Raw genomic sequence first — 24,061 nt, forward strand, 5'->3', positions numbered from 1 at the left:
CAGATAGATCTTGTGATTAAACTTTTATTTCATTACTCATCAATAATATGTAATGAACAATCAACAATCTTTGTACCTTGCCCTAAAAGTGGTGTTCCACAAATAACCGTTAATTTATGACAACCTAGCGGTAATCGGTGAAATTGAATACGATTGCGTTTCACTTTTCCTGAATCACGTTCGCCATTTTCAAGTTCTAATTCCCATACTGCTTGTACTCTTGCTGTTTTATCTGCAAGAAAAAGGGAAATATAAACTGGTGAATTCTTAGAAAAAGCTACTTGTTCCGGAAGTATTTTACGAGGTTCTTTTTTTGTTTTTATAGACATATATTTCTCCTTAAAAGTAATTAATTATATGGCAATGGCTAGAAATAAAAAAGTGTTGGAATAATATTTAAACCAACACTTTATGCACCAAATCAAATTTTATTTAATTACACCACACGCCATACGTGCACCGCCACCACCAAGAGGGGCTGGGTGATCTGAGTGATTATCACCACCTGCGTGAATCATTAGTGAACGACCTTTAATTTCATCTAATTTTTTCAAGCGAGGGGCTAATACAGGATTAGTTGCTGTGCCATCATGTAAAACTGTTAATACAGGCAGATCTCCTAAATGAGCATCATCAGACCACGGGAAGCCGTGATGTGGTGCTTTATGTGGATTCCAATGTCCGCCGGCTGCTAAACCTGCCGTCAATTTACCATCTTTTTCTTTTGCATCACAGCTTGGATTTTCGTGAATATGAAAGCCGTGCAAGCCTTCCGTTAAATCTTTTAAATTTGGTGTAAATACTAAGCCGTATTTAGATTCGGTAATCTCTACCGTACCAATATCTTTGTTACCTTTTTCCACATCTAATTGCTGTACTTGTACAACAATTTTTGCCGGTTCAGCGGCTGTTGCTGAAAAGCTGAATAAAGAACCTAATGCAATTGCTAATGCTGTTTTCATTTTCATAAAACTTTCCTTATTTCATAGACAAGCCATAATTGGCAACCCATTTTACCCATAGCGGTCAAATTTTGTCAAAGTTTTGCAAATAAATAAAAAACATTGATTTTTCAATGAAAATCCTGTATTTATTCACAATTATTTATAACAATTATTTTAGGAGCAAACATAATGCAAAATGTAGGTTTTGTCGGCTGGCGTGGAATGGTGGGTTCAGTATTAATGGACCGTATGGTTGAAGAAAATAACTTCGCTAACATCAATCCAATTTTCTTCACAACTTCACAGGCGGGTCAAAAAGCCCCTGTATTTGGCGGTAAAGATGCCGGTGAATTAAAAAACGCCTTTGATATTGAAGAATTAAAAAAATTAGACATCATCGTAACCTGTCAAGGTGGCGATTATACCAACGAAGTCTATCCAAAATTAAAAGAAAGTGGCTGGAACGGCTATTGGATTGATGCTGCCTCTGCACTTCGTATGAAAGATGATGCAATTATCGTATTAGACCCTGTAAACCAACACTTTATTTCAGAAGGTTTGAAAAACGGCATTAAAACGTTCGTAGGTGGTAACTGTACAGTAAGCTTGATGTTAATGGCAATTGGTGGCTTATTCGAGAAAGATTTGGTGGAATGGGTTTCTGTTGCCACTTACCAAGCAGCTTCAGGTGCTGGTGCGAAAAATATGCGTGAATTACTTTCACAAATGGGCGAATTGGAAGATAGCGTAAAAGCTGAATTAGCAAATCCTGCCTCTTCTATTTTAGATATTGAACGCAAAGTAACCGCAAAAATGCGTGCGGATGATTTCCCAACCGAAAACTTTGGTGCAGCATTGGGGGGAAGCTTAATTCCTTGGATCGATAAATTATTACCTGAAACAGGGCAAACCAAAGAAGAATGGAAAGGCTACGCAGAAACTAATAAAATCTTAGGTTTAAGCGAAAATCCAATTCCTGTTGATGGTTTATGCGTGCGTATCGGTGCATTACGTTGCCATAGCCAAGCGTTTACTATTAAGCTGAAAAAAGATATTCCATTAGCAGAAATCGAACAAATTATCGCAGCTCATAACGAATGGGTGAAAGTCATTCCAAACGACAAAGAAACCACATTACGTGAATTAACACCAGCTAAAGTAACCGGCACATTAAGCGTACCAGTTGGTCGTTTACGTAAATTAGCGATGGGCGGTGAATATTTAGCGGCATTCACGGTGGGCGACCAATTATTATGGGGTGCAGCAGAGCCTGTTCGCCGTATTTTAGTGCAATTAACTAAATAATTTGAGCTGATAGCTCTACCAAGCGGTTGAATTTTGTAAATTTTTTGCAAAATTCAACCGCTTGTTTGTTATAATTATTTTCATCTTTTTTCACTTTTAGATGAATAAATTATGAAACCTATTTTCCTCGAAATCCGCCATTTACGCACATTAGTTGCTTTAAAAGAAAGCGGAAGTGTATCTTTAGCTGCAAAACGTGTTCATTTAACCCAATCCGCCCTTTCTCATCAGATTAAACTATTAGAAGATCAATACGACCTTACCCTCTTCGAGCGTAAAAGCTCGCCCATTCGCTTCACTCAAGCAGGAGAACGCTTAATTAAACTTGCCTATGATATTTTGCCACAAGTGATTGAAGCTGAGCTTGATTTGGCTCGAGTAAAGCAAGGCGAAGTGGGTGAAGTGCGTGTTGCGGTGGAATGCCATACCTGTTTTGACTGGCTGATGCCTGCAATGGATACCTTCCGCCAGCATTGGCCATTAGTGGAATTAGATATTGTATCGGGCTTCCATACCGATACTGTAGGACTATTATTAAGCCATAGGGCGGATTTGGCAATTGTGTCTGAGGTCGAAGAGAACTCTAGTATTATTTGTAAGCCACTATTTTCTTATGAAATGGTGGGAATTTGCTCGAAAGATCACCCACTTGTAGCAAAAGATGTGTGGGAAGCAGAAGATTTCAAAGATGAAACTCTCATCACATACCCTGTACCTGATGATATGTTGGATTTATTGCGTAAAGTGCTAAACCCTGCCGGTATTAAAGTTACTCGTCGTAATAGCGAATTAACCATTGCTATCATTCAGCTTGTTGCGAGCCGTCGAGGAGTAGCAGCACTACCTTATTGGGCGGTTAAGCCTTATTTGGATAGGGGCTATGTAGTCGCACGCAAAATTACTCAACAAGGTTTATATAGCAATCTCTACGGAGCAATTCGTGAAACCGACGCTGCTCTTGCCTACCTAGATGATTTCCACGATACCGTTAAAGACCAAAGTTTCGCAACCTTGCCGGGCTTAATGGTATTGGAATAGAAATAACAAGCGGTCTATTTTATTTATTATTTTACAAATTGAATAACATAGACCGCTTTTATTTAAAAGAGATTATCGACTACCAATTCTAAAAATATTTCGCATAGTCGCTACTTTTGCCGATAACCAACCGATAAATACACAAAGTACAATTAAGAAAAAGGCTTCGCTAAAATTTAAGCTTTTTAATTCAAATTGAACGGTGAACATATCGGTTACATATTTCACAATCCCCGTAAAGTAGCTAATAGTTACTGCACTAAACAATACCGCTAATAAACTACCGAAAAAGCCATAAATCATTCCTGTATAGAGGAATGGACGAGCAATAAAGTGATCCGTTGCTCCTAAAATCTGCTGTACTTCAATCGCGGCTTTACTGTTTGCAACATCCGTTCTCACACTATTGCCAATCACTAAAAAGACCGCTAATAACATTAGTAATGTACAAACAATCGCAATTCGTGCAATAAGCCACGTTAAAGCGGTTAATTTTTCTAACCAACCATTATCTAAACGAACTTCTTGTACGCCTTTTATTTGTTGTAAACCATTGCGTAGCTCAACCATTGCGTCAGCATTATTGAAATTTGCCTTTGGCTTTAAGGTAACCACCGCCGGCAGAGGGTTTTCATCTAAAATATCTAACGCTTCACCAAAACCGGTCCAAGAACGGAATTCTTCTAAGCTCTGCTGACGAGAAATATAATTAAACGAGTCAATTTTATCCTCTTCATAGGCTCGAATACGATCAACCACCGTATTCACATCGTGTTCAGCCAAGTTTTTATGTAGATAAACCGTAAGCTGTGGTTCTGGATAAAACTGCGTTGCAGCTGTGTGCGTATTTTTCCACAGTAAATAACTTACCGTTGGAATAGTGAGTGAAACCGCAATCACCAATATGGTTAAAAATGTGCCAAGTTTGCGTTGCATTAAATCTTGCCAAACCGCTCGTAAAGAGTAGCTGGTTTGAGCACCTAATTTGTTAAATGAACGAATCATAATCTTCCCTTAAAATTTGAGATGCCCTTGTTCCAACACCAAACACGGTTTTGGACGTTTTGAGATAATATTAGTATCGTGCGTAGCAATCAGCACCGTTGTACCGGCTTGGTTAAATTCTTCGAATAATCGGAAAATCTCAAACGAAAGCTTTTCATCTAAATTTCCTGTTGGCTCGTCAGCCAATAAGAGCGTTGGACGATGTACAATAGCTCTGGCAATATCCACACGTTGCTGCTCGCCACCTGAAAGGTGTAATGGCAGATAGTTTGCTTTATCCGCAAGCCCTACTCGCTCAAGAGCAATGCGAGCTTCACGCTCCACAATGGCTTGGTTCATACCTAAAATAATTAACGGAAGAGCAACATTATCTAAAATGGTTCTATCGGTTAATAAACGGTAATCTTGATGCACCATTCCGATTTGGCGACGTAAAAATGGCAACTCGTGATGAGAAAGGCGGGTAATATCGTGTCCGTTAAACAAAATTTGTCCGCCATTGGCACGCTCAATCCCCATAATTAATTTTAAAAGCGTACTTTTACCCGCACCGGAATGCCCGGTAATATACGCCATTCCACCTGCGGGCAGATGAAAATCAATGCCTTGTAAAGCCGGTTTACCGCCTTTGTAAACCTTGTTCACATTAGTAAATTTAATCATTATGTTCGTCCTCGTGGCTAAATAAGGCTTCAATAAATTCTTCTGCATTAAACGGACGCAAATCTTCAATCTTCTCGCCAACACCGATAAAACGGATAGGAATATTGAATTGATCTGCAATCGCAAAAATCACCCCACCTTTTGCCGTACCATCTAATTTGGTTAATGTAATACCGGTTAAACCAACTGCCTCATTAAACAGTTTTGCTTGGCTAATCGCATTTTGCCCAGTGCCTGCATCAAGGGTAAGCATAATTTCGTGCGGTGCAGTTTCATCATATTTTTTCATTACACGCACAATTTTTTTCAGCTCGTCCATCAGATTATTTTTGTTCTGCAAACGCCCAGCCGTATCGGCGATAAGCACATCAATGCCTTTTGCGGCAGCTGATTGCATTGCATCAAAAATAACTGATGCAGAATCTGAACCTGTACTTTGTGCTACCACAGGAATGTTATTTCGTTCACCCCAAACTTGAAGTTGTTCCACCGCTGCTGCTCGGAAGGTATCACCCGCAGCTAACATTACCGATTTTCCTTCATTTTGAAATTTACGGGCTAATTTGCCGATAGTCGTAGTTTTACCCACACCATTCACGCCAACCATTAAAATCACATACGGTTTTTTCTCTTCAAGCACTAGTGGTTGAGCCACAGGTTTTAACACTTCGCCTAACTCAATTTTTAATTGTTGATAAAGTAAGTCAGCATCTTTTAGCTGCTTCTTAGTAGCGTGTTGCGTTAAATTGTTGATAATTTTTTGTGTGGTCGGCATACCTAAATCCGCCACAAGTAACTGTTCTTCTAGCTCTTCAAATAATTCATCATCAATTTTCTTGCCACTGAAGAAATTACGGAAACCCGAACCAATGTTTTGTTTGGTTTTAATTAACCCCTGAATTAAACGGCTAAAGAAACCACCCTGACTCGGTTTTTCTTGGTATTCGTCTTGAATAGTTGACTCTTCAACGATGTCTTGAACATTATTCACTAATTCGGTTGCCGCGACTTCCTCAGCTACAGCGTTTTCCACTTGGTAAGCAACTTGCTCTTGTTCGTTGAGATCTAGCTGTTCAATCGCAATATTTTGCAGATTTTCGACCGCTTGTTCGGCTTTTTCTTCTTCAAATGTTTGTTCGATTTTATCTTCAACATCATCAAAGAATTCTTTTACCTCTTCAACTTTTTCTTCAACAAACTCTTTGAAATCTTCGACTTTTCGCTCGAATTTATCTTCAACCTGCTCAAATTTCTCTTCGAGCTGCTCTTCTTTTTCCTCAACATAATCTTCTAGTTGATCTGCCTTTTCTTCAATTTTATCTTCCAGCTCATCTAATTTCTCAGAAAACGACTTCTCGGCTTCCGGTTCACTAATGACAGGCTCTTCTGGCTGAATAATTTCTTGTTGGATCTCTTCCTGTTTTGCTTCTTCTTTCTTACCAAATCCAAGCCAAGACCAAAAACCTTTTTTCTTTTCTGACATATTTTTCTCTCATTTATACTGAAAATAGACTAAACTTACATAGTTTATCAAAAAAACCTTTATTTTCCTTTAGTGAGTATGAAAAAAAATCGAAATTCTCCGCAATCTAGCCAGCAAATGGGTGAAGTGCGTATTATTGCCGGGCTTTGGCGAGGTAGAAAATTGCCAGTGTTGAATGCAGAAGGGCTACGCCCAACCACAGATCGGGTGAAAGAAACACTGTTTAATTGGTTAATGCACGATATTGCTCACTCACGCTGTCTGGATTGTTTTGCCGGCAGTGGCTCACTGGGTTTCGAGGCTCTCTCTCGCCAAGCACAAGCGGTCGTTTTTTTGGAAAAATTTGCAAATGCGGCAAACCTATTGAAGAAAAATCTGCAAACATTAAAAACGGAAAATGGTTCGGTTATTCATACCGATACATTGCACTATTTGTCAAATAAAAATAGCAGCGAACCGTTCGATATTGTATTTATCGATCCACCTTTTCATCAAAATCTTGTGCCACAAGTATTAAAACTGTTAGTTGAAAATCATTGGTTGGCAGAGAATGCGATTTTATATGTGGAAACAGAGAAAAATCACGATCCATTAGATTTACCTGAAGGCTGGCAGATTTTAAAAGAAAAAGCAGCCGGAATGGTGGTAAGTCGTCTAATTCAAGCATAAACTTTTGTTTTTTATAACTAAAAGATATAAAATACAATGTATCTGTATAACATTTTTGTAACAATACAATTAGAATTAAGAGTATGAAAAAATTAACACCTGATGAAGCAATTGATATTGCTTACGATATTTTCTTAGAAATGGCAGGCGAGAATTTAGATCCTGCTGACATTTTACTATTCAATCTCCAATTTGAAGAGCGTGGTGCGGTCGAAATGGTCGAAACTCGTGATGATTGGGATCAAGAAATCGGCACATTAATTGACCCTGAGGCATTCGCGGAGGTTTGGGTCGGTTTAGTGAACGAGCAAGATGAAATGGACGATGTGTTCGCCCGTTTCTTAATTTCTCACGAAGAAGAAAATCGTGAATATCACGTTGTTTGGAAAGAATAATAAGGAAAAATATGTCGAACATTGATACATCTCAACCTATTGAGGCTTCACTACAATTCCGTGAAGCAATGGCACATTTATCATCAGCGGTTAGTATTGTTACTACCAACGGTATTGCAGGTAAAGTAGGACTAACTGTTTCTTCAGTAAGCTCGGTAACAGATGCTCCTCCCACGGTTCTTTTTTGCATTAATAAAAATAGCCACGTTCACGATATTATCAAACAAAACGGCAAAGTGTGCATTAATGTGTTAAACCACGAGCAAGAAGATATTGCCAAGCATTTCGCTGCAATCCTTGAAAGCACAATGGAAGAACGTTTTAGCTGGGATATTTGGGATAACGGCTTCGATGATCAGCCTGTGCTACGCAGTGCAATTTCTGCTTTACAAGGAAATATTGTCGATACTCACGCAGTGGGAACGCATACTATTTTTGTGGTGGAAGTGAGCCACATTGATGTAGAGCCAAATCACAGTTTAGTCTATTTTGCTCGTCAATTTAGAAGTGTAAGCATTGATTAATAAAATATATTTCACCTAAATTTGATCAAATCCGACTTTTTTAGTCGGATTTTTTATTGCCTGCAATTTAAAAGTGATAAAATTTCAGCGTTTATGTTAAGAATGAAGGAAAATGCAATGGAAAACTTAATTTGCTATAAACAAATGCCGGTATGGACAAAAGATACCCTACCGCAAATGTTCCAAGAAAAGCACAACACCAAAGTCGGCACTTGGGCAAAGCTCACGATTTTAAAAGGCTCGCTCAAATATTACGAACTCACCGAAGAAGGGGATGTGGTTAAAGAAGATATTTTTGATGCTAACCACCAACGCCCAATGGTTGAACCGCAATTATGGCACAAGGTGGAAGCCTTATCTGACGATTTAGAGTGCCAACTTTCCTTCTATTGCAAGCCTGAAGACTATTTTGCAAAAAAATATAATCTCACCACCACCCATTCCGAAGTGTTGAATACGGTTAATTACATCAAAGGTGGAAAAGCTCTTGATTTAGGCTGTGGACGTGGACGTAACTCGCTCTATCTTAATTTATTAGGCTTTGATGTAACCGCCGTTGATCATAATCAGGAAAGTATTGATTTTCTTAACTATATAATCGAAAAAGAGCAATCTCACCACATTACTGCGGATATTTATGACATTAATGAGGCAAGCATCGGCAATCAAAATGGTGAATATGATCTTGTTATTTCCACTGTAGTAATGATGTTCTTAAACCGTGAACGAATTCCTGCGATTATTGAAAATATGCAGAAAAATACTAAAGTCGGTGGCTACAATCTTATTGTCTGTGCTATGAGCACCGATGATTACCCTTGTCCAATGCCATTCTCTTTTACCTTTGCTGAAGGTGAGCTGGCAAATTATTACAAAGATTGGGAGCTGGTAAAATACAACGAAGATTTGGGGCATCTCCACAAAACTGACGAATACGGCAACCGTATTCAACTGCGTTTTGCTACAATGTTAGCGAAAAAAATCAACGAAAATTAACCGCTTGTAGGGGGAATGACAATTTCCCCTTAAATTTACCTTTCATTTATTGAAAATTAGCATTCCGCAAACGTTTGCTTATGCTATAATACCCTCGTTTTTTCATTCATTTACTGTTGAGGTTAAAGTGAGCAACACACAACTTAGTTACAAAGATGCCGGCGTTGATATTCACGCAGGAAACGAATTAGTCGAACGAATCAAAGCGGATGTTAAACGTACTCGCCGCCCCGAAGTGATGGGTGGATTAGGCGGTTTTGGAGCATTATGTGCAATACCGGCTAAATACAAAGAGCCAATTTTAGTATCAGGCACAGATGGCGTTGGTACAAAACTACGTTTAGCCATCGATCTCAACAAACACGATACGATTGGTCAAGATTTAGTCGCGATGTGTGTAAATGATTTAGTGGTACAAGGTGCAGAACCGCTTTTCTTTTTAGATTACTACGCAACAGGAAAATTAGATGTTGATGTAGCAACAAGTGTTGTTAAAGGCATTGCCGACGGTTGTGAAATGTCGGGTTGTGCATTAGTCGGTGGGGAAACTGCTGAAATGCCGGGAATGTATCACGAAGGCGATTACGACTTAGCCGGTTTCTGCGTAGGTATTGTTGAAAAAGCAGGCATTATTGATGGTTCAGCAGTCCAAACAAATGATGTGCTAATTGCATTAGCATCAAGTGGTCCACACTCAAATGGTTATTCCTTAATTCGTAAAGTGTTAGAAGTTAGCAATACCAATCCAGCAACGGAACTATTAGAGGGTAAACCACTTAGCGAACATTTACTTGCCCCAACAAAAATCTATGTGAAATCGGTCTTAAAATTAGTGGAAGAAACAGATGTTCACGCTATCGCTCACTTAACCGGAGGCGGTTTCTGGGAAAATATTCCACGTGTATTACCTGAATCAGCAAAAGCAGTTATTGATGAATCTAGCTGGCAATGGTCTGCTGTGTTTAAGTGGTTGCAAGAAAAAGGTAACATCAGCCGTTATGAAATGTACCGCACTTTCAACTGCGGCGTGGGTATGGTGATCGCACTACCTGCTGCTGATGTAGAAAGAGCCTTAGCTTTGTTAAAAGAGAACGGCGAAAATGCGTGGATCATCGGTAAAATCGAAGATTTAGGCAATGGTAGCGAACAGGTTGAAATCAACTAATTTGCAAAATAAATGCTAAAATTAGCCGCTTGTAGGCAACTGCAAGCGGTTAAATTTTTTATAAGGAATGCAAATGCAACTATTTTGGCTTTTTTATTTTGTGATGATGAATTTTGCCTCGCTTTATTTGATGTACAGTGATAAGCAAAAAGCGATTCAAAAAACGTGGAGGATCCCTGAAATTACGTTACTCTCTTTTTGTCTGTTGGGTGGGGCAATCGGCACTTACTGTGGTATGAAATATTTCCGACACAAAACCCAACATTGGTACTTTCATATTGCGGTAGTATTCTCATTTTTTGCTTGGCTGATCGGCTTGCCCTATTTTTATTTAGCCTTGTAATCACATAAATTTATCATAAATTTTTCTTATCCGAAGTCGCAATTTATATCCTAGTCCTCTATTTAGAAATTTGATGTAGATCACATTCTTTATCCCTTAAAATAGGTATTATTTAATAAAACTTACCACAATCCATTTTAAGGAGATAAAAATGTCAGTACGCATTGAACACGATTTATTGGGCGAAAGAGAAGTACCGAATGAGGCTTATTGGGGTATTCATACATTAAGAGCAATTGAGAATTTCAATATTTCAAATGTAACTATTTCTGATGTACCTGAGTTTGTGCGTGGTATGGTGATGGTGAAAAAAGCTACTGCTTTAGCCAACGGAGAGCTCGGTGCAATTCCGAAAAAAGTTGCCAATGCGATTGTTGAGGCGTGTGATGAAGTGTTAGTGAAAGGGCGTTGCCTAGACCAATTCCCATCCGATGTTTACCAAGGCGGAGCAGGTACTTCGGTAAATATGAATACCAATGAGGTCATAGCCAACCTAGCATTAGAATTGTTAGGTGAAGCAAAAGGTAAATACGATATCATCAACCCAATGGATCACGTTAATGCCAGCCAATCTACTAACGATGCCTATCCAACCGGCTTCCGCATTGCAGTTTACAACAGCATTATTAAATTAGTGGATAAAATTGTTTATCTACAAACTGCCTTTGAAAATAAAGCCACCGAGTTTGCCGATGTGTTGAAAATGGGGCGCACCCAATTACAAGACGCAGTGCCGATGACACTTGGTCAAGAGTTCAAAGCCTTTGCGGTATTATTGGAAGAAGAAGTTCGCAACCTCAAACGCACAGCTGAATTACTGCTTGAAGTAAACTTAGGAGCAACCGCCATCGGTACTGGCTTAAACACGCCTGAAGGTTATTCAGAACTTGCGGTGAAATATTTAGCGGAAGTAACCGGACTACCTTGCTCACTCTCAGAAAACTTGATTGAAGCCACCTCTGACTGTGGAGCTTATGTGATGGTACACGGAGCGTTAAAACGTACCGCAGTAAAAATGTCTAAAGTATGTAACGACTTACGTTTACTTTCATCCGGTCCGCGTGCAGGTTTAAATGAAATCAATCTGCCTGAACTGCAAGCCGGTTCTTCTATTATGCCAGCAAAAGTAAACCCGGTTGTACCGGAAGTCGTAAACCAAATCTGCTTTAAAGTGATTGGTAACGACACTACCGTAACCTTTGCCGCTGAAGCAGGTCAATTACAATTAAACGTAATGGAACCGGTGATCGGTCAAGCAATGTTTGAATCTATTGAATTGCTTGCCAACGCTTGCGTGAACTTACGTGATAAATGTATTGACGGCATTACCGCTAACCGTGAAATCTGCCAAAACTATGTGTTTAGTTCAATCGGTATTGTAACTTACCTCAATCCGTTTATTGGACACCACAATGGCGACATTATTGGTAAGATCTGTGCAACCACAGGCAGAAGTGTACGTGAAGTGGTACTTGAACGTGGTTTACTCACAGAAGAGCAATTAGATGATATTCTCTCTGTAGAGAACCTAATGAATCCGACTTATAAAGCAAAACGCTTTACGGAAGATGAATAAAATCTCCTCATAAGGAATTAAATCATTTAATTTCATTACAATAGGGCAAGCAGTGAATTATTTCTGCTTGCCCTATTATTTTTAATTTAACTAAGCCACGCAGCTTCAGTAAGCGGTTTTCCAAAGTGGCTTTCAATTAGTCTTTTGGTGATTTGGTGTTCTGGATTAAGTAACACATCTTTTGTTTTGCCATATTCCACCACCTCCCCGTTTTGCATTACCATTATTTTATCTGCAATGTGTTTAATTAACCCAATATTTTGCCCGACATAAATGTAAGCTATGCCTTGCTTTTGCTGAACATTGAGCATTAAATTAAGCAATTGCGTTTTAACGGAGAAATCAAGTGAATTAATTGTATCATCTGCGATAATAATTTCCGGTTCTAAGATTAATGCTCTGGCAAAAGCAACCCGTTGTTTTTGTCCGCTTGAGGCTTCAGAAATTGGAATGAGGGCGTGTTCAGGATACATTCCCACCAATTTTAAGGTATTAAAAATTCGCTCGTTTCTTTCTTGCTCACTTAAATCGGTGGCTAATCGCAAAGGTGCATCTAAAATTTGCCCGATATTGTAGTTTGGGTCAAAAGCATCGTTTGGATCTTGAAACATCATTCTAATGCGTTTGGCTCGATATTTGTAATCACCAAAATGTAGTGGTGTGCCTCTAAACATAATTTCACCTGAAGTTGGTTCCACCATACCGGCAATCATTTTAGCTAAGGTGGATTTACCCGCCCCATTTTCGCCGATAATCGCCAACGTTTCTTTCTGATTAAGAGTAAAATAAACCTCTTTGACTGCATAGAAATCTTGCTTATGAAACAATCCCGTTCGCTCAACAAAACGCTTGCTGAGATTATGTGCTTCAAGTAATGCCATAATATTTATGAGTTGGAAATAAAGTGATAGTTTACCGCAAAAAATAAAAAAGGGCACTTATTGTGATCTGCTTCCATAAACTTGAGCAGTTCATAAATCAACCTAACATCGACAGAAAAATATTTACACCTAAAATCCCCAATGCCACACTTAAAAACGTATTTTTCAGCCAAATATAGCTACCTAATACGCCTATTAGAGCTAGAATTTGAGCCAAAATTAAGTGAACTCCTTCCCCGTTTTTTGGAAAGCTTAAGCTTGTTAAAAGCAATAAAAGCATAATCACAAGCGGTAATGTTTTGTTTAATTTTTGCAAAATCGGCGAAGATAGTATCTTTTTTGGTAAAAATTCAGGAAGAAAACGGCAAATTTGTGTACCGAGAATCAATGCAACAAACATAATTAGAATATCATTTAGGCTCATTTTCTACTCCCTTGGTAGTTTTAGAGAACGATTGAGGCAGAAAAGCCACTATGATAATAGCAACGACAATAGCAACTAACAACACGCTAGTTTCAGTAATTTGGCGGGCAAGTAAGAAACCGATTAAAGCAATAAAGATTGGCTTCCATTGCTTTTGGTTTTTATATTGTTCATAAGCCAAAATAGCGAATAAACACGGCAAGGCGAAATCTAAATGTGGAATATAGTTTGCAACCGAATCGCCTAATAAAACACCTACAATAGTGGAGAGTGTCCAATAAATTACGCAAAGTGTGGATACTTTAAAAATAAGAGCTTGTCTTTGCTCTTTCGGTAGCGTAGATAATACCGCAAAACCTTCGTCTGTTAGACCTGCAATAGAGACTATTCCTTTAAGGCGAGATTTTGGCTTGTGTTCCATCATATTCAACGTATAAAAACTAAAACGCAAGCTCATTAAAAGTGTACTTAGAAACACAGAAATTGCCCCAGTCCCAGACACAAAAAACGGAATTGCCGCATATTGTGCTGTGCCGGAAATCACGGTAAAGCACATTGCAATGGTGAACCAAGCAGGCATTCCCGCATTCGTTGCCAACATCCCGTAAGCCACTCCTGCGGCAAAATATCCCATAAAAATCGGCGTGGTTAATTTAATAGCGTATTTCCAACTATTTTCCATAACTAAAATTTAACATTAAGACAAAGATATTTATTATTCTGAATTTTTGCAAAATAGCAAGTTACTACAAGCGGTTATTTTACCCTCTACTTTTGCTTCTTCGGAGTCGTTGGTAAAACTAACGCTCAAACACAAACGTTTGTTACAAAAAATTTGCAGATAGCTGAAAATCATTAGAATAATAGGCTAAATCAACATACTTTATGGCTATGGGTTATTTTCACCCATCTATTGAAATGCTAGACTTGCCAACCTTATCTATTAATATTCTTATAGGAAATGGAAGTGAAAAAATCATTAGCCTCTTTATTATCCGGCTTGTTGCTCTGCGGAGCATTATTTATAACACCTAACGTTCAAGCAGAAGGGCGTTTAACGGTTTATTGCTCGGTACAAAACAATGTTTGTGAAGATATGACCAAACAATTTTCACAACAATATAATGTTGAAACGCAATTTATTCACGGTGGAACAGGCACGATTTTGGGTAAAGTAAAAGCTGAAGCCTCAAATCCACAAGCGGATATTTGGTATGGAGGCACTATTGAGCCGCATTTTCAAGCCGGTGAATTAGGTTTATTAGAAGAATATCGCTCGTCAAAACAAGTGGAAATTTTGCCGCAATTTAAATCCTTAGTGGAAAGCGAGCAAGGCAAATTTACTTCTATTGTCTATATGTTAGTGCTTGGATTTGGCGTAAATACGGAAAAATTAGCCAAGCTTGGGGTTGAAATGCCGAAAAAATGGGACGATTTACTCGACCCTCGTCTACAAGGTGAAGTCCAACTGCCTGACCCTCGCAGCTCTGGTACAACTTATACGTTAATGACCACTCTTTCCACGCTGTGGGGCGAAGAAAAAACCTTTGATTACTTGAAAAAATTGAATGCGAATATTTCACAATATGTCAAAAGTGCATTAGTAACCAGTAATCTGGCTCGAGGGGAAAGTGCAGTAACTGTCGGTTTTGTACATAGCTATGCCACTGAAAAGGAGAAAGGAGCACCGGTTGAAGCGGTTATTCCTGAAGGCAAAGTGGGTTATGCGTTAGGTGGCGTGAGTATTTTGAAAAACGCTCGTAACCTTGAAAATGCAAAGCTATTTATGGACTGGGTACTTTCCAAAGAAGCCCAAGAAATTCCGTGGAAAAAACACGGCGTTTACCAAACGCCAACTAATGTAAATGCCGAAGTAGCACCTCAATCAACCAAAGCGGATGCCCTTGAGTTTGTTGAAATTGATTATAAAAAAGCAGGTTCAAGCGAAGAAGGAAAACGCTTGGTAGATAAATGGTTAGCTGAAATCAAATTGGCTAAATAACCTTTGCAAAATTTTTAAAGAAAATAACCGCTTGTAAACGAAAATCCGCATCAGTGATGCGGATTTTTTCTTAGTGTAATTTCATTGTTGGACGTAGGAAGCGGTTAATCTGCCCCACTAAAACAATCAACCCTGTTTTAAAACAACCGTGTAATGCAACTTGATGCATTCGATATAGCGAAAGATATGCAAATCGAGCAATTTTGCCTTCAATAAACATATCGCCACTGACTAAATTCCCCATTAAATTGCCAACTGTGCCAAATTTCGAGAATGAAAGTAACGAGCCTTTGTCATTAAATCTAAATGGCTTCAGCTCTTTTCCTTCAAGTAAAGCAACAATGTTTTTACCACATAAGGTTGCCATTTGATGGGCTGCTTGAGCTCGCGGTGGAATAGGTTTTCCATCTTGCATTAAGGCAGCACAATCACCAATCACAAAAACCGCATCATCAACTGTCGCTTGCAAGGTATCTTTAACCTGAATTTGGTTCAAGCGGTTGGTTTCAAAGCCAAATTCACGCGTAATATCCGGAGCCTTCACACCTGCTGCCCAAACCATAATATCGGCTTCAATTTTCTCGCCTAATCGGGTCATCAAACCATCTTCACGAGCTTCCGTAATCATTGTGCCTAAACGCACTTCCACCCCAGCTTTTTTCAGCTCTTGGAATGCTGCAATTGAAATTCTTTCCGGCAAAGCAGGAATTAAGCGAGGACCGGCTTCAATTAAGGTAACTTTTAAACTGGCACGGTTTAACTTACCAAAACCATAAGAATTTAAGTTTCTCACAATATGATAAAGCTCGGCAGAAAGCTCAATGCCTGTTGCTCCACCGCCTACAATCGCAATTTTTACATCTTTATCTTCACTGTGAGAGAATTGTAAAAACAGTTCCATCATACGTTTTTGGAAATCTTTTGCCTGCTCTGAACCGTCTAGGAAAATACAGTGTTCCGCCACGCCCTTCGTTCCGAAATCATTGGATTTACTGCCAATTGCAATCACTAGTTTATCGTAACTGATATTACGCTCTTTTACTAATAATTGGTTTTGTGCATTGTAAATAGGTGCAAGAGAGACTGATTTATTTTCTCTATCAACCGCAACTAATGTGCCTTGTTGAAATTCAAAGCCGTGATTTTTGGCGTGTGCACGGTAACTTAATGCATCAACCCCTTCATCTAGCGTGCCTGTGGCAACTTCGTGTAATAACGGTTTCCACAAGTGTGTAGCATTGCGATCAATTAAAATCACTTTTGCCTTTTGTTTACGTCCTAATTTGCGTCCAAGGTAGGTTGCAAGCTCTAAGCCACCTGCCCCACCGCCGACAATGACGATAGTTTCCATAACATACTCCGAAAATTAACTAAATTAAAAATTGAAACTAAGGTGCATTGTAGGGAGTAAAAAAAGAATGTCTAGCTAAATTGCAACATTATTTTAACGTTCACTCCACAAAGTGAAGCGGAGCTTTACACAGACGGCAAATATAACTTCGTTTATCACGCATTACTGCATTGTGTCGGCGAAGAGAAAGTTGATGGGTTTGACAACTGCATTGGTAGGTAAATTGTTGTTGAACGCTTTGTGTGCTAAAACAGTGATAAATTTCCGCCGGCACGCCGAGTACGGTTTCCATCATCATTTTCCACTCTTTGCCGTGTGATTGAACCCTCCCAAAGTGTTGATAAACCAAAATATGAGCAAGCTCGTGCGGCACAACTTGGCTTATAAACGCCTGCTCGTTTTCTTGTAACAACACAGGGTTGAATCTCACCTCATTGCGTTCCAAATAAGCAACACCTGCTTTTACCCCACGTACGTTATAATTCACAGTTGGTGGGGTAAAAGTTTTGTTGAAGTAACTATTTGCACGCTCTAAATCACGCTTTAACTGGCGTTGAACCTGCATTTTCAGTTGGCGAAAATCAGACATTAACGAGGGCAATCCATTGGCTGCCAAGATTTATCATAGCAGATATAAAGCTCATCTTTTCCACCACCTAAATAAACACCCTTAAGCTGCGGATTATTCGCTCTCACCCATTTAAATAGCTCAGATTTTGGCATATCAACGTCAGGCAATGTAAGTTCATTAAAGAGGGATTTCTGTTTAGCAAAATAAGCATCAGCTTGATTGAACGCACAAGCTCCGTGCTTTTCCCACTCACCTTGTAAAAGTGTTGCACCCGGCGATTCCGGAAGATATTTTTTAATCGTTTCTTCTTCTACCTTTGGCAAATCGCCTTGACAATAACGAGGGTGATCTTCAATCCGACGGGCATTTCCACTCTGTGGCCATAAACCGTGAATCACCCACCCAAATTCCTGTGAGCCATCACACTGATATTTCAGATGTTGCGGCACTTTGCCGTTATTATTGCGTCTTTGTTTTTGGCAAAATGCTGGCGACCACGAAAGGGCAAGAGTGTAATAATCAGTTCCCACAATATTCTGCTTTAAGCGATCATTTTTCATCTTCACGTCATAATCGCCCAGTGAAGAAGATGGGGAACTTTGTTGCGTTATATTTGGCTGATCTTTTTTATCCGAAAAAAGAAAAAACCAAAAAGCAACTACTAGAACAGCAGTGCTAATAAAAAAAACTAATTTTTTCTGGTTCATTAGGATATCTATTTAAATAACAAAAAGGGAATAAGTATAGAGGATAAGTAGCTACAAGCGGTAATATTTTATGAAAAAATTACCGCTTGTAATTCAAAGAAAAGATTAGCTTCTATTGCCAGAATTTCTTCTTAGAAGTTTGACCAATTCCCGGATTAAAACTATTGGTAGGATCAAGTTGCTTATAGAATTTTCGTAATTCCGGCTTAGCTTCATATAAATGTCCGACATTATGTTCTGCCGGATATTTTGCACCTCTAATATCAAGCAATTTTAGCATCTCGTGCTCTAAATTCAGGCAATCTACTCCTTTTTTCACAATATAGTCTTGATGGAAAACGTGGCACATAAAATGCCCGTAATAAAGTTTATGGATAATTTTAGAATCAACTTCCGCTGGAAGTTTCTCAAACCAATCTGCATCATTACGACGTAAAGCTACATCTAATGCCACAATATCTTCAACCTCTTTAGAATGAATTGCTCTATAGCGGATTGCTGCTGAAGCCACTGCAAAGCGGTGTAACATAGCCGCTTGAGTTTCTACTGCATCACACTCAAAGTAATTTCCTCTACTTGAGTTTGCAAAGTAATCTTTTAAAAATTCTCGTGCTTCTTGCACACCTTTTCCACCCATCTTAATGATTAGATGATGTTCATATTGATCTCGATACTGCCATAATTTCTTTGGTAAATGTTCAGGCAAAATTTTACTCACTGATTGTAATAATTTATCACTCAAATCTGCAGGTAAAAAGCTTATCTTCTTAGCAAGACGATCTACTTTCGCTTTTACCGAGAACAGCTTTGGCAACCAATGCGTACCAAATTTTTTTATCACCCAGAAAGTGTCTTTCCCATAATTTGCGGCAATATCAAAGGCATCACGATGAATATATTCACCTGAAATTGGCAATGATTCAAACTGCCCTAACATAGCACGTCGCACATCATTAAGTACTTCTGTTTGATTTGTGCCAAGATAAAACACGGCTGTCTCTTTTTCTAATGGGAAAGTATCTAATCTTACTGCAAAAATAGCGAGTTTCCCGGCTGAACCTGATGCCTCATAATGGCGAGCCGGATCGGCATTAAAACGAGCCGGTGAATCGGCATCAACTTGACGAACATGATGGCAATAGCTGTGATCATGACCTCTTCCACACTCATTTTGAATATCTTTTCGTTGATAACGGCTTTCTTGTAAATTCGTTAAAATTTCTTCTGGTGTATCGCCTAAATCTATCCCTAAATGATTTTTTAACTCTAGCTCACCTTGCTCATTTAATTGTGCATAAAGTGCCATTTCTGTATATGCCGGACCTCGTTGAACTAAAGCACCGCCTGAATTATTACATACGCCACCAATAACAGAAGCTCCAATGCAAGATGAGCCAATTACTGAATGCGGTTCACGCCCATATTTTTTAAGTAAAATTTCCAATTCATTTAACGTTGAACCGGGTAAACAAACCACTTGTTCAGCTTGATTAATCAATTGAATACCGTCAATACGCATTGCATTTATAATAACAATATCTCTATCATAATCATTGCCACTTGGTGTTGAACCGCCTGTTAGACCTGTATTTGCAGCTTGGTTGATGACAATTACATCTGCCGCTACACAAGCTTTTACTATATACCAAAACTCCAGTAATGTAGCAGGGCGAACAACAGCTAATGCATTACCTATGCCAAAACGATAACCGGAACGGTATTCCTCATTTTTTAATGGATCAGTAATGATGTATTTTTCACCGACAATTCTTGTTAATTCTGAAATTAGTTGCTGAGAGGTCATTTTGTTACTCCTTTGTAATAAAAATAAAACAATTGTAAAAATTTTAACAAAAAAGACCGCTTGTTTTTGTGAATTAGCTCACAAATTTGTAAACTTTTAATAAATAATGAATTAACACTTAAATATCTTGCAAACGTTGTTTTTGTTTACCTCGTTCATCGAAATTATCTGGGCTTAACCAAGCCTCAAGACGTTTCTTAATAGTTTTCCATTCAGAATCTAACATTGAATACCAAGCGGTATCCCGATTTCTGTGATGATAAACCTGAGCTTGTCGGAAAATCCCTTCAAAGGTAAAGCCTAAACGTTCAGCAGCTCTGCGACTTCGCTCATTTAAACTGTCGCATTTCCATTCATAACGCCGATATTTCAACTCTTCAAATACATAACAGGCTAACAAATATTGAGCTTCCGTAGCAATTCGTGAACGTTGTAGCTGTGAAGAATAAATCACAGCTCCTACCTCAATAACTCGGTTTGCAGGATCAATTCGCATTAAACTAAATGTTCCAATTGCTCGCTGGGTTTGCTTGTCCATAATAACCAATAAATAAGGATCGCTTGCTTGTTCTTGCTGCTTTAAAAATTCAGAGAATGTATTTTTATCCCCAAAAGGTCCAAAAAAAGCAGGTAAATATGTCCAATTCTTAAGTTCTGAATCTATACCGTAAACACACCATAAATCATCAAAATGACGAGAGCTATTCAACCTTTCTAAATAGCAATACTTTCCTTCCATATATTGTAGTGATGGCATTTCGCCAGCTGAAAAATGACTAACTTCTTCTCCAATCAGTTGATTAAATTGATTTTTTCTCATTGTTGCCTCTTGTAAAAAATAACGAAAATCAGACCGCTTGCAAGCCGAGCCTAATCCATTTTATCAGCTCATCAGATTCTTCGATCGCTAACTCAGGTATAGACCAATAGTGCATTTTTTGCACTTTTCCTTTCGCAAAATAGCTAAATTGCTCTGCATTTTCTGCCAAGAAAAGGGGTAAAGTTTCTATTTTGGTTTTTACAAAAATACGATAATCTTTGCTGATAATTGCCACAATTTTATCGTTATAAAACAAGCAATATGTACCAAACATTTTTTTCGCTCGCAAACCTGAAATGGACGAGAGTTGATCTAACAAAAAATGAACAAATTCCGTATCAGCCATAGTTGCTCCTATGAGGATAGATTCAGGTTATAATACACAAATTACAGGGGGAATGATATGAAAGTTGGATTAGTGCTGGAAGGTGGCGGTTTGCGAGGAATTTTTACCGCAGGCGTATTAGATGTATTTTTAGATGAAAATATTCATATAGACGGTGCAATCGGGGTTTCTGCCGGAGCACTGTTCGGTGTGAATTTCCCATCTAAACAAAAAGGCAGAGCATTACGATATAACAAAAAATATGCTAAAGATAAGCGTTATATGGGGATTCACAGCTTGCTCACTACAGGTAATATTGTGAATCGTGATTTTGCCTATTATGAACTTCCCTCGACTCTTGACCCATTCGATCAAAAAGCCTTTGAACAATCCGGAATGGATTTTTGGGTAACGGTAACCAATGTGGAAACAGGCGAGCCCGAATATATTAAAATCACCAATGCTTTTGAGCAGATGGAAGCTTTTCGAGCTACCTCATCAATGCCTATTGTTTCAAAAATCGTAGAAATTGATGGCAAAAAATATTTAGACGGCGGCGTTTCGGATAGCATTCCTGTACAGAAATTTATTGAAATGGGCTACGATAAAATTATCGTCATACTAACTCGCCCGCTTGAATATCGTAAGAAACCAAGCTCAATGTGGCTGTTTAAGTGCTTCTATAAAAAATACCCGAAATTAGTCGAGCGTTGGGCTAATCGCTATTCAGAATACAATCAAGCTGTTGAGCAAGTTATTCAACTCAATGAAAAGCAACAAATTTTCGTTATTCGCCCAAGCAAGACGCTTAAAATCGGTCGATTAGAAAAAGATGTGAATAAGATACAGGCAATGTACGACTTAGGTGTGGAAGATGCAAAAAATGCGTTAGTTCAATTAAAGGCTTATTTGGCAAAATAGCCAAATTCCATTTGCCTAAAACGTTCAAAAAATATATTATAGACGTCTAGATGGAAATACTTCCAAACGAAATTTCAACAAGCGGTTCATATTTGTAAATTTTTTACAACAAACGCTTGCGTTTGAACGTTGGCTTTGCCAACGGCTCCGAAGGAGCGAGCGTAGCGAGTAAAAAAGACCGCTTGTTATTATTTATAATCCGATATTTAAGATAGAGAGGAATACAATGGCAATTAATTTATTTACTTCTGAGTCCGTTTCAGAAGGGCACCCGGATAAAATCGCAGATCAAATTTCAGATGCGGTATTAGATGAAATTTTAAAACAGGATCCAAAAGCTCGTGTTGCGTGTGAAACTTACGTTAAAACAGGTATGGCATTAGTAGGCGGTGAAATTACCACTTCTGCTTGGGTTGATATTGAAAACTTAACTCGCCAAGTCATTTGCGATATTGGCTATACTCATTCAGATATGGGCTTTGACGCTCACTCTTGTGCGGTATTAAATGCTATCGGTAAACAATCTCCGGATATCAATCAAGGCGTGGATAGAGCAGATCCATTAGAGCAAGGTGCTGGCGACCAAGGGATTATGTTTGGCTATGCAACCAACGAAACCGAAGTGTTAATGCCGGCTCCAATCACTTACGCACACCGCTTAATGGAACAACAAGCGAAAGTACGTAAATCAGGTAAATTAGACTGGTTACGCCCGGATGCAAAAAGCCAATTAACCTTTGCTTATGAAAATAACAAAATTATTGGTATTGATGCAGTGGTGCTTTCTACCCAACACGCTGAACATATTTCACAAAAAGATTTGATTGAAGGTGTGATGGAAGAAATTATCAAGCCGGTATTACCAAGCGAATGGTTAAGCCAAAATACCAAATATTTCATTAACCCGACCGGTCGTTTCGTGATTGGTGGTCCAATGGGTGACTGTGGTTTAACAGGCCGTAAAATTATTGTGGATACCTACGGTGGTGCAGCCCGTCACGGCGGTGGTGCATTCTCAGGTAAAGACCCATCAAAAGTGGACCGCTCAGCGGCTTATGCCGCTCGCTATGTTGCGAAAAACATCGTAGCCGCAGGTTTAGCTGATCGTTGTGAAATCCAACTTTCTTACGCTATCGGTGTTGCTGATCCAACCTCAATTATGGTGGAAACTTTTGGCACAGGTAAAGTGAGCAATGAAACTTTAGTGAAATTAATCTACCAAAACTTTGATTTACGCCCTTACGGCTTAATCAAAATGTTAGATTTAATCAAACCAATCTACCGCGAAACTGCCGCCTACGGTCACTTCGGACGTGAACATTTCCCTTGGGAACAAACAGATAAAGCTGAAGCATTACGTGCAGGCGCGAATCTGTAAATAGATATATAAAGAAAAACAGTAAAGAGAGCAATCTTTACTGTTTTTTTCTAAATTCACTTCTTTAACTTAACAATATTATCCATTAAGTAATTCCTTTGCCTAAATATAAATATGAAAGAAAGCAACCCTTTCTATTCGAATTTTGTAAATGTACCTGGCTCTTATATAATTTATCGCTTGCAATATTTTTAGCAGAAATAACCGCTTGTATTTACCATAAATACAAATGGTCATTTTTTAACTCAATTTTTCTCTTTTTGAAAACCAAAACCACGTACATCGCTGTACGGGGTTTTGATTTTTTTGGGGTTCTTTTTACAAGCAGTCATTTCTGTTAAAAACCTTGCAAGCGATAATAAAAATAAAAAAATAGAGGCTGTCCTAGATATAAAACCAAAATAAAATAAAAAGCCCCTAAGTATCTCTACTTAGGGGCTTCCTTCGCTTTCGCTTAAATTAATATCCCGATGATGCTCTACTCTCACATGGCGAATCACCACACTACCATCGACGTTACGGCATTTCACTTCTGAGTTCGGAATGGAGTCAGGTGGGACAACCGCACTATTGTCATCGGGAAAATTCGGTTAAAATCTAAAAACAAGCTGTTTCTCTGAGTCTTTCTTTTCGTCTATTCTTTCGTTTATCTTACTTCGCTTTGTGTTAAAAACACTTGAGCGTTGTATAGTTAAGCCTCTCGGGCAATTAGTATGGGTTAGCTCAATGTATCACTACACTTACACACCCCACCTATCTACGTCGTAGTCT

General features: G+C 38.7%; 26 protein-coding genes and 2 rRNA genes. 12 read left to right on the forward strand and 16 right to left on the reverse strand.

The window, feature by feature from the left end; all coding sequences use genetic code 11:
- Nucleotides 1-32: 32 nt before the first annotated feature.
- Together V6W77_RS07115 and sodC are read right to left on the reverse strand one after the other, a co-directional pair.
- Entirely contained in the window at nt 33-329 is a 297-nt protein-coding gene (locus V6W77_RS07115; protein WP_283385546.1) for a hypothetical protein, read from the reverse strand.
- Nucleotides 330-428: 99 nt separating this feature from the next.
- Nucleotides 429-968 carry a superoxide dismutase [Cu-Zn] SodC gene (gene sodC / locus V6W77_RS07120; protein WP_334254218.1) on the reverse strand — a complete coding sequence of 180 codons (540 nt, stop codon included), beginning with the start codon at nt 966-968 and terminating at the stop codon, nt 429-431.
- Between the two features lie 165 nt (nt 969-1,133).
- On the opposite strand from sodC, the gene asd reads away from it, so the two are divergent.
- Nucleotides 1,134-2,249 carry an aspartate-semialdehyde dehydrogenase gene (gene asd, locus V6W77_RS07125; protein ID WP_334254219.1) on the forward strand — a complete coding sequence of 372 codons (1,116 nt, stop codon included), beginning with the start codon at nt 1,134-1,136 and terminating at the stop codon, nt 2,247-2,249.
- A 111-nt stretch (nt 2,250-2,360) separates the two neighbouring features.
- A complete protein-coding gene (locus tag V6W77_RS07130; protein WP_334254220.1) occupies nt 2,361-3,287 on the forward strand; it encodes a LysR family transcriptional regulator in 927 nt (308 codons plus the stop codon).
- A 72-nt stretch (nt 3,288-3,359) separates the two neighbouring features.
- On the opposite strand, the gene ftsX is transcribed toward V6W77_RS07130, so the two are convergent.
- The 3 genes from ftsX to ftsY are packed head-to-tail and all read right to left on the reverse strand — an operon-like array spanning nt 3,360 to nt 6,438.
- Nucleotides 3,360-4,292 (reverse strand): permease-like cell division protein FtsX, encoded by a 933-nt coding sequence (ftsX, locus tag V6W77_RS07135; RefSeq protein WP_334254221.1) that lies wholly within the window; start codon nt 4,290-4,292, stop codon nt 3,360-3,362.
- A gap of 9 nt (nt 4,293-4,301) precedes the next feature.
- A complete protein-coding gene (gene ftsE / locus V6W77_RS07140; protein ID WP_334234797.1) occupies nt 4,302-4,955 on the reverse strand; it encodes a cell division ATP-binding protein FtsE in 654 nt (217 codons plus the stop codon).
- Entirely contained in the window at nt 4,948-6,438 is a 1,491-nt protein-coding gene (gene ftsY, locus V6W77_RS07145; protein WP_334254222.1) for a signal recognition particle-docking protein FtsY, read from the reverse strand. The genes ftsE and ftsY overlap by 8 nt, the downstream gene beginning before the upstream one ends.
- Before the next feature lie 78 nt (nt 6,439-6,516).
- Between ftsY and rsmD the strand changes: the two genes are divergently transcribed.
- From rsmD to aspA, 7 genes are all read left to right on the forward strand, one after another.
- Nucleotides 6,517-7,107 (forward strand): 16S rRNA (guanine(966)-N(2))-methyltransferase RsmD, encoded by a 591-nt coding sequence (rsmD, locus tag V6W77_RS07150; protein ID WP_334254223.1) that lies wholly within the window; start codon nt 6,517-6,519, stop codon nt 7,105-7,107.
- Between the two features lie 83 nt (nt 7,108-7,190).
- Nucleotides 7,191-7,502, forward strand: coding sequence for an HI1450 family dsDNA-mimic protein (locus V6W77_RS07155; RefSeq protein ID WP_025217831.1), 312 nt, complete (start codon nt 7,191-7,193; stop codon nt 7,500-7,502).
- 11 nt (nt 7,503-7,513) lie between these two features.
- Nucleotides 7,514-8,026: a 4-hydroxyphenylacetate 3-monooxygenase, reductase component gene (gene hpaC, locus V6W77_RS07160; protein ID WP_334254224.1), complete on the forward strand. Its 513-nt coding sequence runs from the start codon at nt 7,514-7,516 to the stop codon at nt 8,024-8,026.
- Between the two features lie 117 nt (nt 8,027-8,143).
- Entirely contained in the window at nt 8,144-9,022 is an 879-nt protein-coding gene (tehB, locus tag V6W77_RS07165; protein ID WP_334254225.1) for an SAM-dependent methyltransferase TehB, read from the forward strand.
- Nucleotides 9,023-9,149: 127 nt separating this feature from the next.
- On the forward strand, nt 9,150-10,187 hold the full coding sequence (purM, locus tag V6W77_RS07170; protein ID WP_334254226.1) for a phosphoribosylformylglycinamidine cyclo-ligase: 1,038 nt from the start codon (nt 9,150-9,152) through the stop codon (nt 10,185-10,187).
- Nucleotides 10,188-10,260: 73 nt separating this feature from the next.
- Nucleotides 10,261-10,530: a DUF1294 domain-containing protein gene (locus V6W77_RS07175; protein ID WP_025235542.1), complete on the forward strand. Its 270-nt coding sequence runs from the start codon at nt 10,261-10,263 to the stop codon at nt 10,528-10,530.
- Between the two features lie 151 nt (nt 10,531-10,681).
- A complete protein-coding gene (gene aspA, locus V6W77_RS07180; protein ID WP_334229002.1) occupies nt 10,682-12,106 on the forward strand; it encodes an aspartate ammonia-lyase in 1,425 nt (474 codons plus the stop codon).
- Nucleotides 12,107-12,192: 86 nt separating this feature from the next.
- Here aspA and V6W77_RS07185 read toward each other — a convergent pair whose 3' ends face one another.
- From V6W77_RS07185 to V6W77_RS07195, 3 genes are all read right to left on the reverse strand, one after another.
- On the reverse strand, nt 12,193-12,987 hold the full coding sequence (locus V6W77_RS07185; protein ID WP_025235544.1) for a peptide ABC transporter ATP-binding protein: 795 nt from the start codon (nt 12,985-12,987) through the stop codon (nt 12,193-12,195).
- A gap of 97 nt (nt 12,988-13,084) precedes the next feature.
- The gene (locus V6W77_RS07190) at nt 13,085-13,411 is read right to left on the reverse strand and encodes an AzlD domain-containing protein (RefSeq protein ID WP_334239164.1); all 327 of its coding nucleotides are present in this window, start codon (nt 13,409-13,411) and stop codon (nt 13,085-13,087) included.
- Nucleotides 13,398-14,093: an AzlC family ABC transporter permease gene (locus tag V6W77_RS07195; RefSeq protein ID WP_334239165.1), complete on the reverse strand. Its 696-nt coding sequence runs from the start codon at nt 14,091-14,093 to the stop codon at nt 13,398-13,400. The genes V6W77_RS07190 and V6W77_RS07195 overlap by 14 nt, the downstream gene beginning before the upstream one ends.
- A gap of 279 nt (nt 14,094-14,372) precedes the next feature.
- On the opposite strand from V6W77_RS07195, the gene V6W77_RS07200 reads away from it, so the two are divergent.
- Nucleotides 14,373-15,413, forward strand: coding sequence for an ABC transporter substrate-binding protein (locus V6W77_RS07200; RefSeq protein ID WP_334229005.1), 1,041 nt, complete (start codon nt 14,373-14,375; stop codon nt 15,411-15,413).
- A gap of 70 nt (nt 15,414-15,483) precedes the next feature.
- On the opposite strand, the gene V6W77_RS07205 is transcribed toward V6W77_RS07200, so the two are convergent.
- The 6 genes from V6W77_RS07205 to V6W77_RS07230 form a co-directional block, all read right to left on the reverse strand.
- Nucleotides 15,484-16,764 carry an NAD(P)/FAD-dependent oxidoreductase gene (locus V6W77_RS07205; RefSeq protein ID WP_188156639.1) on the reverse strand — a complete coding sequence of 427 codons (1,281 nt, stop codon included), beginning with the start codon at nt 16,762-16,764 and terminating at the stop codon, nt 15,484-15,486.
- A gap of 100 nt (nt 16,765-16,864) precedes the next feature.
- Nucleotides 16,865-17,353, reverse strand: coding sequence for a SprT family zinc-dependent metalloprotease (locus V6W77_RS07210; RefSeq protein WP_283387052.1), 489 nt, complete (start codon nt 17,351-17,353; stop codon nt 16,865-16,867).
- On the reverse strand, nt 17,353-18,042 hold the full coding sequence (locus tag V6W77_RS07215) for a ribonuclease T2 family protein (protein WP_334229007.1): 690 nt from the start codon (nt 18,040-18,042) through the stop codon (nt 17,353-17,355). Before V6W77_RS07215 ends, V6W77_RS07210 begins: the two co-directional genes overlap by 1 nt.
- Before the next feature lie 112 nt (nt 18,043-18,154).
- Nucleotides 18,155-19,846, reverse strand: a complete 1,692-nt coding sequence (gene dld / locus V6W77_RS07220; protein WP_334254227.1) for a D-lactate dehydrogenase — start codon at nt 19,844-19,846, stop codon at nt 18,155-18,157.
- A 118-nt stretch (nt 19,847-19,964) separates the two neighbouring features.
- A complete protein-coding gene (locus V6W77_RS07225) occupies nt 19,965-20,666 on the reverse strand; it encodes a GNAT family N-acetyltransferase (RefSeq protein ID WP_334254228.1) in 702 nt (233 codons plus the stop codon).
- A gap of 28 nt (nt 20,667-20,694) precedes the next feature.
- On the reverse strand, nt 20,695-21,012 hold the full coding sequence (locus V6W77_RS07230) for a TfoX/Sxy family protein (protein WP_176672260.1): 318 nt from the start codon (nt 21,010-21,012) through the stop codon (nt 20,695-20,697).
- A gap of 57 nt (nt 21,013-21,069) precedes the next feature.
- On the opposite strand from V6W77_RS07230, the gene V6W77_RS07235 reads away from it, so the two are divergent.
- Both V6W77_RS07235 and metK read left to right on the forward strand, forming a co-directional pair.
- The gene (locus V6W77_RS07235) at nt 21,070-21,912 is read left to right on the forward strand and encodes a patatin-like phospholipase family protein (protein WP_334254229.1); all 843 of its coding nucleotides are present in this window, start codon (nt 21,070-21,072) and stop codon (nt 21,910-21,912) included.
- A 226-nt stretch (nt 21,913-22,138) separates the two neighbouring features.
- A complete protein-coding gene (metK, locus tag V6W77_RS07240; RefSeq protein WP_334254230.1) occupies nt 22,139-23,290 on the forward strand; it encodes a methionine adenosyltransferase in 1,152 nt (383 codons plus the stop codon).
- 465 nt (nt 23,291-23,755) lie between these two features.
- On the opposite strand, the gene rrf is transcribed toward metK, so the two are convergent.
- Nucleotides 23,756-23,871: ribosomal RNA gene (rrf, locus tag V6W77_RS07245) — 5S ribosomal RNA — on the reverse strand.
- A gap of 106 nt (nt 23,872-23,977) precedes the next feature.
- Nucleotides 23,978-24,061 (reverse strand): 23S ribosomal RNA (locus tag V6W77_RS07250); the annotation flags it as partial.

It is taken from the genome of Mannheimia indoligenes (genome assembly GCF_036880405.1).
Classification (GTDB): Bacteria; Pseudomonadota; Gammaproteobacteria; order Enterobacterales; family Pasteurellaceae; genus Mannheimia; species Mannheimia indoligenes.